Source organism: Rugamonas sp. GW822-FHT03B10, assembly GCF_058801745.1.
In genome coordinates this window covers 21518-31759 of record NZ_JBXANP010000031.1, presented here as the reverse complement: position 1 = coordinate 31759, position 10242 = coordinate 21518, and the positions used below count along the sequence as shown (strand labels likewise).

At 64.6% G+C, this 10242-nt stretch carries 10 protein-coding genes and 2 tRNA genes; all 12 read right to left on the bottom strand.

The genetic code is table 11. The features are described 5' to 3' along the window. A tRNA-Gly gene (locus AC1RQG_RS26710) sits at positions 1-76 on the bottom strand. Between the two features lie 82 nt (positions 77-158). Beyond that, a tRNA-Gly gene (locus AC1RQG_RS26705) sits at positions 159-234 on the bottom strand. 126 nt (positions 235-360) lie between these two features. Continuing rightward, a complete protein-coding gene (gene pgsA / locus AC1RQG_RS26700) occupies positions 361-942 on the bottom strand; it encodes a CDP-diacylglycerol--glycerol-3-phosphate 3-phosphatidyltransferase (RefSeq protein ID WP_493136243.1) in 582 nt (193 codons plus the stop codon). A gap of 157 nt (positions 943-1099) precedes the next feature. Continuing rightward, positions 1100-2962 carry an excinuclease ABC subunit UvrC gene (gene uvrC, locus AC1RQG_RS26695; protein ID WP_493136241.1) on the bottom strand — a complete coding sequence of 621 codons (1863 nt, stop codon included), beginning with the start codon at positions 2960-2962 and terminating at the stop codon, positions 1100-1102. Positions 2963-3098: 136 nt separating this feature from the next. Then, the gene (gene acpS, locus AC1RQG_RS26690) at positions 3099-3494 is read right to left on the bottom strand and encodes a holo-ACP synthase (RefSeq protein WP_493136239.1); all 396 of its coding nucleotides are present in this window, start codon (positions 3492-3494) and stop codon (positions 3099-3101) included. Continuing rightward, positions 3491-4255 (bottom strand): pyridoxine 5'-phosphate synthase, encoded by a 765-nt coding sequence (pdxJ, locus tag AC1RQG_RS26685; RefSeq protein ID WP_493136237.1) that lies wholly within the window; start codon positions 4253-4255, stop codon positions 3491-3493. Before pdxJ ends, acpS begins: the two co-directional genes overlap by 4 nt. Positions 4256-4293: 38 nt before the next feature. Further along, positions 4294-5157, bottom strand: a complete 864-nt coding sequence (gene recO / locus AC1RQG_RS26680) for a DNA repair protein RecO (RefSeq protein WP_493136235.1) — start codon at positions 5155-5157, stop codon at positions 4294-4296. A gap of 156 nt (positions 5158-5313) precedes the next feature. Continuing rightward, positions 5314-6216, bottom strand: a complete 903-nt coding sequence (gene era, locus AC1RQG_RS26675) for a GTPase Era (RefSeq protein WP_493136233.1) — start codon at positions 6214-6216, stop codon at positions 5314-5316. A gap of 20 nt (positions 6217-6236) precedes the next feature. Further along, positions 6237-7031 (bottom strand): ribonuclease III, encoded by a 795-nt coding sequence (gene rnc, locus AC1RQG_RS26670; RefSeq protein ID WP_493136232.1) that lies wholly within the window; start codon positions 7029-7031, stop codon positions 6237-6239. Positions 7032-7079: 48 nt separating this feature from the next. Beyond that, complete coding sequence (locus AC1RQG_RS26665) at positions 7080-7475, bottom strand: DUF4845 domain-containing protein (protein ID WP_493136230.1); 396 nt, start codon at positions 7473-7475, stop codon at positions 7080-7082. Positions 7476-7484: 9 nt separating this feature from the next. Beyond that, positions 7485-8402: a signal peptidase I gene (gene lepB, locus AC1RQG_RS26660; RefSeq protein WP_493136229.1), complete on the bottom strand. Its 918-nt coding sequence runs from the start codon at positions 8400-8402 to the stop codon at positions 7485-7487. Beyond that, entirely contained in the window at positions 8399-10192 is a 1794-nt protein-coding gene (lepA, locus tag AC1RQG_RS26655) for a translation elongation factor 4 (protein WP_493136227.1), read from the bottom strand. The genes lepB and lepA overlap by 4 nt, the downstream gene beginning before the upstream one ends. Between the last annotated feature and the right edge of the window lie 50 nt (positions 10193-10242).

The window sequence follows — 10242 nt, the reverse complement described above, 5'->3', positions numbered from 1 at the left end:
TGGAGCGGGAGAAGAGTCTCGAACTCTCGACCTCAACCTTGGCAAGGTTGCGCTCTACCAACTGAGCTACTCCCGCATTTGGTCCAACATTGTAGCAGCTTGCTGCTTGTATTTCCAGTGCAACTTCTTGTCACCAACTTGCCGTCATTCTGAAAAACTGGAGCGGGAGAAGAGTCTCGAACTCTCGACCTCAACCTTGGCAAGGTTGCGCTCTACCAACTGAGCTACTCCCGCATCTGCTTTTCAGCGCGTCGTCGTCATCAACAACAGGCCAGCATTATAGAGGATCTGTCGGGGCTGTCAATGGTAAAAACCTTTTCAATAGGGAAAGAATGAAAATTGTTTATACCGGGACCGCCGTCAGATCGTGCCGGCGCGCTCCTTGATCATGGGCCAGGCCAGGCGCAGGTAGTAGAACATCGACCACACGGTCAGCACGCAGGCCACCAGCAGCAAACGCTCGCCCCACACCTGGGTGTCGACGGCGCCGAGCAAAATGTCATGGAACAGCAGCATGGGGATGGCCGTCATCTGGGCCGCCGTCTTGATCTTGCCCAGCGAGCTCACGGCCACCGATTTCGATGCGCCGATCTGCGCCATCCATTCGCGCAGCGCGGAGATGGCGATCTCGCGGCCGATGATGATGAACGCCAGCACGGCGTTGACCCGGTCCAGCTGCACCAGCACCAGCAAGGCGCCCGCCACCATCAGCTTGTCGGCCACCGGATCGAGGAAGGCGCCGAAGGCCGACGTCTGGTTCCAGCGCCGCGCCAGGAAGCCGTCGAACCAGTCGGTGACGGCGGCGACGATGAACACCAGCGTGGCGGCCAGGTTGCGGTCGGCCAGCGGCAGCCAGTGCGTGGGCAGATAGAACACGCCAACGACCAGCGGAATCAGCGCCACGCGCAGCCAGGTCAGCAGGATCGGTATATTGAAAGGCATAGGGTCAAGTAAAGTTGCAACTGTAAAAACTGATGTCGCCGCTAGTCTACCTTGCGGACGCACATTAAACCAGCGCGGGCTGCATACGGCGACAGCCGCGCCACGCCGGCGCGGCCGGGCATCGCCGCTGCGATGCAGCACGGCCCCGCGTAGGCCACTAGTGCAGCTGGCGGTAGATTTCCTCGGCCAGCGCGCTGGAGATGCCCTCCACCTGCATCAAGTCCTGCACGCTGGCGTCGATCACGCCGCGCAGTCCGCCGAAGCGGGCCAGCAGCTTCTGACGCCGCTTGGCGCCGATGCCTTCGATCTCCTCCAGCCGCGACGTCTGGCGCGTCTTGGCGCGCTTGGCGCGCATGCCGGTGATGGCGAAGCGGTGCGCCTCGTCGCGGATCTGCGCCACCAGCATCAGGGCCGCCGATTCCTTGCCCAGTTCCTGCGATGGCCGGCCGTCCACGAACATCAGCGTCTCCAGGCCCACGCGCCGCCCCTCCCCCTTGGCCACGCCGACGATCAGGCCGATGTCCAGCCCCAGTTCGGCGAACACCTGGCGCGCCATTTCGATCTGGCCCTTGCCGCCGTCGATCAGCACCACGTCGGGCATCACGCCGTCGCCGTTGGCCACTTTCTCGTAGCGGCGCATCAGCACCTGCCGCATCGCAGCATAATCGTCGCCGGGCGTGATGTCGTTGATGTTGTAGCGGCGGTACTCGCCGTTCTGCATCTGGTGGTGATGGAACACCACGCACGAGGCCTGCGTGGCCTCGCCCTGGGTGTGGCTGATGTCGAAGCACTCGACGCGCAGCGTGTCGATGTCCTCCGGCTCCAGTCCCAGCGCGTCGACCAGCGCGCGCGTGCGCGCCTGCTGCGAGCCCTGCTCCGACAGCAGGCGGGCCAGCGAAATCTCGGCGCCCTTCTGCGCCAGCTCCAGCCACTTGCGGCGCTGGTCCTGCGGCTGGAACACGAGGTGGATGCGGTGCCCGCACTGCTCCTGCAAGGCCAGCATCAACGCCGGCTGGTCGAATTCGATGTTCAGGATCAGCGTGCCGGGGATGAACTTCTCCGTGTAGTGCTGGACCAGGAAGGCGCTCAGCACCTCGACCTCGATCGCCTCCTCGGCGATGGCGGCCGCGTCGCCCAACTGGGTGGGGAAATAGGCGCGGTCGCCCAGATGGCGGCCGCCGCGCACCATGGCCAGGTTGACGCAGGCGCGCCCGCCCTGCACCAGCACGGCCAGGATGTCGACGTCGGCGTCGCCGGTCGTCTCCATGCTTTGCTGGTGCAGCACGCGCGACAGCGACGCGATCTGGTTGCGCACCACCACGGCCTGCTCGAATTTCAGCTCGGCGGCGTAGGCGTGCATCTTCTTTTCCAGCTCGTCCATCACCTCACTCTGGCGTCCGCGCAGGAAGCGGGCCGCGTTGGCCACGTCGGCCAGGTAGTCCTCCTTGCTCACCAGGTCCACGCACGGCGCGCTGCAGCGGCCGATCTGGTGCAGCAGGCAGGGGCGCGTGCGGTTGGCGTACACGCTGTCCTCGCAGGTGCGGATGCGGAACACCTTCTGCAGGATCTGCATCGACTCCTTCACCGCCCACGAGCTGGGGAACGGGCCGAAGTACTGGTTCTTCTTGTCCACCGCGCCCCGGTAGTAGACCATGCGCGGCGCGTCGCCGGCCGTGATCTTCAGGTAGGGATAGGACTTGTCGTCGCGGAACAGGATGTTGAAGCGCGGGTGCAGCGTCTTGATCAGGTTGTTTTCCAGGATCAGCGCTTCGGCCTCGCTGTGCGTGACGGTCGTCTCCAGCCGGGCGATGCGCTCGACCATCATGGCGATGCGGGGGCTGGACAGGTTCTTCAGGAAGTAGCTCGACACGCGCTTTTTCAAGTCGCGCGCCTTGCCCACGTAGAGCACATTGTCGGCCGCGTCGAAATAGCGGTACACGCCCGGCAGGTTGGGCAGCTTGGCCACGGTGGCCAGCACCTGCGCGCGCGGATCGGGGGTGTCGATTACTTCGTCAGTCACTTCTGAGTACCTCTCGCAGCCAAATACCCGTCATTCCCGCGCAGGCGGGAATCCATACTTCGCCGGCCGGGAGGCTCAGCATGGGTTCCCGCCTGCGCGGGAACGACGATGGGGCGCTATTGTATGCCTGCCCGTGTCAGCCGGCCTGTTCGACGATGACGAAAGCGACCGCGTATTCTTCCTCGTCGCTGATGCTCACCTGCGCCGTCAAACCCTTATCCTGCATGAACTGCGCCAGCACGCCGCTGCACACGATGGTGGGCTTGCCGCTGGGGTCATTGAGCATCTGAGCCGCCGGCCACGTCATCGGCATACGCAAGCCCAGGCCGATGGCCTTGGAAAACGCTTCCTTGGCGGCGAAGCGGGTGGCCACGAAGCGGATGCCGCGCGCTTCGTTCTTGGCCTTGCGGGCATGGTATTTCTCCATCTCCTGCGGGCCCAGGATCTTTTGCGCGAAACGGTCGCCGTGCCGTTCCAGCGCGGCGGCGATGCGCGGGATGCGGCAGATGTCGGTGCCGATCCCGTAGATCATTGTGCGCCCTGCCCCAGCCGCGTGGACACCATGATGGCCTTCATCTCGCGCACGGCGTTCTCCCAGCCCGCGAACACCGCATGGGCAACAATCGCGTGACCGATATTGAGCTCGGCGATCTCCGGGATGGCGGCGATGGCTTGCACGTTGGTGTAGTGCAGGCCGTGGCCGGCGTTGACCTTCAGGCCGCGCCCCACGCCGAACAGCACGCCGGCCTTGATCCGCTCCAGTTCCGCCGCCTGCTCGGCGCCTTGCGTGTCCGCATAGCGGCCCGTGTGCAGTTCGATCGCGGGCGCGCCGATCTCGGCGGCGGCGGCGATCTGCGCCTCGTCGGCGTCGATGAACAGGCTGACGCGGATGCCCTCCCCTTGCAACTGGCGCACGGCCGCCTGCACGGCGTTGAAGTGGGTGACGACATCGAGGCCGCCCTCGGTGGTCACCTCGGTGCGCTTTTCCGGCACCAGGCACACGTCGGCCGGCTTGATGCGGCAGGCGAAGTCGATCATCTCCTGGGTCACGGCCGCCTCCAGGTTCATGCGCGTCAGCAGCTGGGGCGCCAGCGCGATCACGTCGGCGTCCTTGATGTGGCGGCGGTCTTCGCGCAGGTGCAGCGTGATGCAGTCGGCGCCGGCCTGCTCGGCCAGCAGCGCGGCGCGGATGGGATCGGGATAGCTCGTGCCGCGCGCGTTGCGCAGCGTCGCCACGTGGTCGATGTTGACGCCCAGGTCGATGACGGGGCCGGCAGGCTGGAGGAAGCTCATTGATGTATACCGTTTATCAGGTTATTCGGGTTGTCTGTTCAAAGCTGCATCAGGTCGATCAGGATCTGGCGCGTGTTGAGCGGCGCGCCGCCCAGGTGGTGCGCCAGCAGGAAGCGCATCAGCTGCTTGCTCTGGGCCTGGGTGGCCGCGTCGGCGTAATCCTCGCGCTCCATGTCGAGCAGGGTCTTGCCGGCCACGCGCGGCCAGGTGTCGCTGGCGCGCTCGGGGCGCGGGCCGCGCTCGGGGTCCACCACGTACAGGCGCTCGGCCACGATGGCGGCGCGGCTGGACGTGCAGCGCGTGAGGTCGGCCGCGACACCCGTCTCCTTGAGCAGGGCCAGCTCGAACTTGCGCAGCACGATGGGCGCCGGTTCGTCGTGGGCCAGCTGGTTGAGGGTGGCTACGTAATGGTCGAACAGGGCCGGATGGGCGTCGTCGCGCGCCAGCAGTTTGACCAGCAGTTCGTTCAGGTAGAAGCCGCACAGCAGGGCCGTCTTCTCCAACGGCAGCATGCCGCCCACCCATTCCGCATGGGTCAGCACGCGCAGCTCGGACTTGCCGCTCCAGCCGGCCTGCAGCGGCTGGAAGGTTTGCAGCACGCCGCGCAGCTGGGAATGGGGGCGCTTGGCGCCCTTGGCGATCAGAGCCACGCGGCCATAGTCGCGCGTGAACAGGTCCACGATCAGGCTGGTTTCCTTGTATGGATAGCTGTGCAACACGAACGCGGGCTGGCCGCCGACCTTGGTGCCCACGGTGCGCTCGCGCGCGGGCGGGCGCGGGCGGCGCGCGGCGGTCGGACTGGCGCCCGCGCCGGTGGCGGCAGCGGCGGCGCCCCTGGTTGCGGCGCCGGTGGTAACGTCGGTCGCGGCGCCGGTCGCGGCGCCGGTTGCGGCCCCGGCCACGGCCGCGGTGGCTGCCGCCGTTGCAGTCGCCGGCGCAGCCGCAGAAGCGACTAAGCCCGTGTCCGCCCCGGCGTCGGGCGCCCGGGTGGACACGGGCTCAGCCGTATCGTGGTCTGCTGTCAGCGTGGACATGCGTGTGCCGGGCTCCCCTGGCGCTTACTCGTAACCGTAGGCGCGCAGGCCCGCCTCGTTGTCGGCCCAGCCGGATTTGACCTTGACCCAGATCTCCAGGTACACGGGGCCGCCGAACAGCTTCTCCATGTCCAGCCGGGCCTGGGTCGACACTTCCTTCAGGCGCGCACCCTTGTTACCGATGATCATGGACTTGTGCGTGTCGCGCTCGACCAGGATGGCGGCGAACACGCGGCGCAGGTCGCCCTCCTGCTCGAACTTCTCGATCAGCACGGTGCTCGTGTACGGCAGCTCGTCGCCCACGAAGCGGAACAGCTTCTCGCGCACGATCTCGGAGGCGAGGAACTTCTCGCTGCGGTCCGTGATGTCGTCGGGGCCGAAGATGGGATCGTTCTCGGGCAGGAATTTCTTGATCTCGTTCTGCAGGCCGTCGAGCTGGAAGCGCAGCTTGGCCGACACCGGCACGATGGCCGCGAAGTCGTGCTTGGCCGCCACCTTCTGCGCGAACGGCAGCAGCACGGCCTTGTCCTTCACGCGGTCCGACTTGTTGATCACCAGCACCGTCGGCACTTCCTTGGGCAGCAGGTCCAGCACTTCCTGGTCGGCCGGGCCGAAGGTGCCCGCCTCGATCACGTACAGGATCAGGTCCGACGAGATCAGGGTGTTGGTCACCGTCTTGTTGAGCGTCTTGTTGAGCGCGTTCGAATGGCGGGTCTGGAAACCGGGCGTGTCGACGTAGATGAACTGGGCGTCGTCCAGCGTCTGGATGCCGGTGATGCGGTGGCGCGTCGTCTGCGCCTTGCGCGAGGTGATGCTGACCTTGGCGCCGATCAGGGTGTTCATCAGCGTCGATTTGCCCACGTTGGGGCGGCCGACAATGGCGATGTAGCCACAACGGAACGGGGCGGAGGTAGGTGCGGTAGTCATGCTGCTCGATTCTATCAATGTTACGTGTTGGCCAGCTTGCCCGTGGTGGGGGCATCCGGCTGGGCCGGGGCGGCATCGCTCTGGATGGTGGCGATGCCGGCCAGTTTAAGCTGGGCCGCGCGCGGCTTGGCCTTGCGGGCCGACGCCGGGGTCTTCACCAGCGCCTGCTCGGCCACTTCCAGCGCCAGCTTGGCGGCGGCCTGTTCGCCGGCGCGGCGGCTGCCGCCCCGGCCATAGACCTGGATGCCCAGCTTGGGCACCAGGCATTCGATTTCGAATTCCTGGCTGTGCGCGGCGCCATGGGTGGCCACCACATTGTACTGCGGCAGCGAGATCTTTTTACTTTGCAGGAATTCCTGCAGCAGCGTCTTGGCATCCTTGCCCAGCGTCTGCGGGTCGACCGTGTCGAGGATGGGGATGTAGAACGCGCGGATCACGTCGCGCGCGGGATTGAAGCCGCCGTCGAGGAAGATCGCGCCCAGCAGCGCCTCCAGCGTGTCGGCCAGGATCGACGGCCGGCGGAAACCGCCCGATTTCAGCTCGCCCTCGCCCAGGCGCAGGAACTGCGACAGCTCCAGCTTCTGGGCGATCTCGTACAGCGATTGCTGCTTGACGAGGTTGGCGCGCAGGCGCGACAGGTCGCCCTCGTCGATGGCCAGATAGCGCTCGTACAGGATGGACGCGACCACGCAGTTGAGCACGGAGTCACCCAGGAATTCCAGCCGTTCGTTATGCAAACTGCTGTGGCTACGGTGCGTCAAGGCTTGCTGCAACAGGCCAGCATCCTGGAACGTGTAGCCTAAACGGGTTTGCAAGAGCTGAAGATTCATTATCGGTTGAGTAAGTATGGGATTCTTGAAGCTTTATTGGTCGGCCTTGGCCGCCGCCACGCCGCCCTTGGCGGTGGTGCCCGCGTATTCGAGCAGCAGGCTGGCCGGGCCGAACAGCGGGATCTTCTTCTCGTAGGCGAAGCTCACTTCCATCTCGTTGTTCTCCTTCGAGATGATCAGATCCTTGCTGTTGATCGACGTGATGTAGCCGACGTCGGCGTTGGCGTCGAACGAGGCCTGGATTTCCCGCACGGTGGAGCCGGCGCTCTTGGCCTTGATGATGGCGTTCTGGATCGCCCGGTATTCCGTGTAGGTGGGCACGATCTTCATCGCCAGCACGCCGAGGAAGCCCAGGACGGCCAGCGTGAGGATCAGGCCAACCAGGGAAATGCCGCGCTGCCGTTTGCCGCTATGCTTGATGCCCACCATGCTCGCTCCTTAGTGTATGCCGCCGATACGGCGCAAGTTGCTCAGGTTCATCCAAACGAAGAAGGCCTTGCCCACGATGTTCTTGTCCGGCACGAAACCCCAGTAACGGCTGTCGGCGCTGTTGTCGCGGTTGTCGCCCATCATGAAGTAGTTACCCTCAGGAACCACGCAGGTGAAGCCGTCGTAATTGTAGGTGCACGCATCGTCATGCGGGAAGTGCTTGACGTCGGCCAGGTTCAGGGTCGGCGCCTGCTCGTTGTTGAGGATGCGGTGCGACACGCCCGTCAGGTTCTCCTGGTATTGCTTGTTGTACACCAGATGCTCGTCATCGAGGTAATCGTCCATCGGGGCGTACGACACCGCCTTGCCGTTGACCGTTAAGCGCTTGTTTTCATACGTGATTTTATCACCGGGCACGCCGATCACCCGTTTGATGTAATCCTGGGTCATGTCCTTCGGATACTTGAACACCATCACGTCGCCGCGCTGCGGGTTGTTGATCTCGATGATCTTCTTGTTCAGCACCGGCAGGCGGATGCCGTAGGTGAACTTGTTCACCAGGATCAGGTCGCCCACCAGCAGGGTCGGCACCATCGACGACGACGGGATCTTGAACGGCTCGTACAGGAACGAGCGCAGGAAGAACACCAGCGCGATCACGGGGAAGAAGCTGCCCGAATATTCGATCCAGGTCGGCTGGCGCAGCAGCGCGTGCTCGATGGCGCTGCGGTTGGCCGCGTGGTCGACCTTGATGCCATCGGCCGTCAGCTTGGCGTTGCGGCCGTCGAACTCGGCCAGCGCGCGGTCGGCCGCCAGCCGGCGCTGCCTGGCCAGGTAGAACACGTCCAGGAACCAGATCACGCCGGTCACCACCATCAAGACGAACAGAATTAATGCGAAGTTCCCTAAGATGACTTGCAGGTTCATTTCTCTTCCACTTGTAAGATTGCCAGGAACGCCTCTTGTGGAATCTCGACCGAGCCCACTTGCTTCATGCGCTTTTTACCCGCCTTCTGCTTCTCCAGCAGTTTCTTCTTGCGGCTGACGTCGCCGCCGTAGCACTTGGCCAGCACGTTCTTGCGCAGCGCCTTGACGTTCTCGCGCGAGATCACGTTGGCGCCGATGGCGGCCTGGATCGCCACGTCGAACATCTGGCGCGGGATCAGTTCGCGCATCTTGGCGGCCACCTGGCGGCCACGGTAGGCGGCGTTCGAACGGTGCACGATGATGGCCAGCGCGTCGACCTTCTCGCCGTTGATCAGCATGTCGACCTTGACCACGTCGGACGGCCGGTATTCCTTGAACTCGTAGTCCATCGAGGCGTAGCCGCGCGAGGTGGACTTGAGCTTGTCGAAGAAGTCGAGCACGATCTCGCCCATCGGGATCTCGTACACCAGCTTGACCTGGCGGCCGTGGTAGCTCATGTCCATCTGCACGCCGCGCTTGCCGATGCACAGCGTGATCACGGAGCCCACGTATTCCTGCGGCATGTACAGGTTGACCGTCACGATCGGCTCGCGGATCTCCTCGATCCGGGACGGGTCCGGCATGCGCGATGGATTGTCCACCTTCAGCACGGTGCCGTCGCGCATGACGACCTCGTACACCACGGTCGGGGCCGTGGTGATCAGGTCCATGTCGAATTCGCGCTCCAGGCGCTCCTGCACGATCTCCATGTGCAGCAGGCCCAGGAAGCCGCAGCGGAAGCCGAAGCCCAGCGCCTGCGACACTTCCGGCTCGTACATCAGGGCCGCGTCGTTCAGTTTCAGTTTTTCCAGCGAGTCGCGCAGCGCGTCGTACTGGTTGGCCTCGACCGGGAACAGGCCGGCGAACACCTGCGGCTGCACTTCCTTGAAGCCGGGCAGCGGCGCCTCGGCCGGACGGTTGGCCAGGGTGATGGTGTCGCCCACCTTGGCGGCCTTCAATTCCTTGATGCCGGCGATCACGAAGCCCACCTGGCCGGCCGACAGCTCCGGCAGCGACACGGAACGCGGCGAGAACACGCCGATGTCCTCCACCAGCTGCAGCGAGTCGGTGGCCATCAGGCGGATCTTGTCCTTCGGCTTGAGCGTGCCGTTGACCACGCGCACCAGCATCACCACGCCCACGTAGTTGTCGAACCACGAGTCGATGATCAGCGCTTGCAGCGGCGCATCCTTGTCGCCCTTCGGCGGCGGCACCTTGGCGATGATCGATTCGAGCACATCCTCCACGCCCAGGCCGGTCTTGGCCGAGCAGTGCACGGCGTCGCCGGCCTCGATGCCGATCACGTCCTCGATCTCGGAGATGGCGTTCGGCGGGTCGGCGTTGGGCAGGTCGATCTTGTTCAGCACCGGCACCACTTCCACGCCCAGGTCCAGCGCCGTGTAGCAGTTGGCCACGGTTTGCGCTTCCACGCCCTGCGACGCGTCCACCACCAGCAGCGCGCCCTCGCAGGCCGACAGCGAGCGGCTGACCTCGTACGAGAAGTCGACGTGGCCGGGGGTGTCGATCAGGTTCAGGTTGTAGACCTTGCCGTCGCGCGCCTTGTATTGCAGGGCCGCGGTCTGCGCCTTGATGGTGATGCCGCGTTCGCGCTCCAGATCCATCGAATCGAGCACTTGCGCCTCCATCTCGCGGTCCGACAGGCCGCCGCACAACTGGATGATGCGGTCGGCCAGCGTCGATTTGCCGTGGTCGATGTGGGCGATGATGGAGAAATTGCGTATGTTATTCATTAACAAATATTCAAAAACGGATTGAAACGACGAGGTGACGGCTGGGTTCC

Bases quoted from the DNA above. Each gene is read 5' to 3' on its own strand.
- acpS (WP_493136239.1), bottom strand. From the start codon at position 3,494: ATGATCTACGGGATCGGCACCGACATCTGCCGCATCCCGCGCATCGCC.
- pgsA (WP_493136243.1), bottom strand. From the start codon at position 942: ATGCCTTTCAATATACCGATCCTGCTGACCTGGCTGCGCGTGGCGCTG.
- lepB (WP_493136229.1), bottom strand. From the start codon at position 8,402: ATGAACCTGCAAGTCATCTTAGGGAACTTCGCATTAATTCTGTTCGTC.
- pdxJ (WP_493136237.1), bottom strand. From the start codon at position 4,255: ATGAGCTTCCTCCAGCCTGCCGGCCCCGTCATCGACCTGGGCGTCAAC.
- lepA (WP_493136227.1), bottom strand. From the start codon at position 10,192: ATGAATAACATACGCAATTTCTCCATCATCGCCCACATCGACCACGGC.
- era (WP_493136233.1), bottom strand. From the start codon at position 6,216: ATGACTACCGCACCTACCTCCGCCCCGTTCCGTTGTGGCTACATCGCC.
- AC1RQG_RS26665 (WP_493136230.1), bottom strand. From the start codon at position 7,475: ATGGTGGGCATCAAGCATAGCGGCAAACGGCAGCGCGGCATTTCCCTG.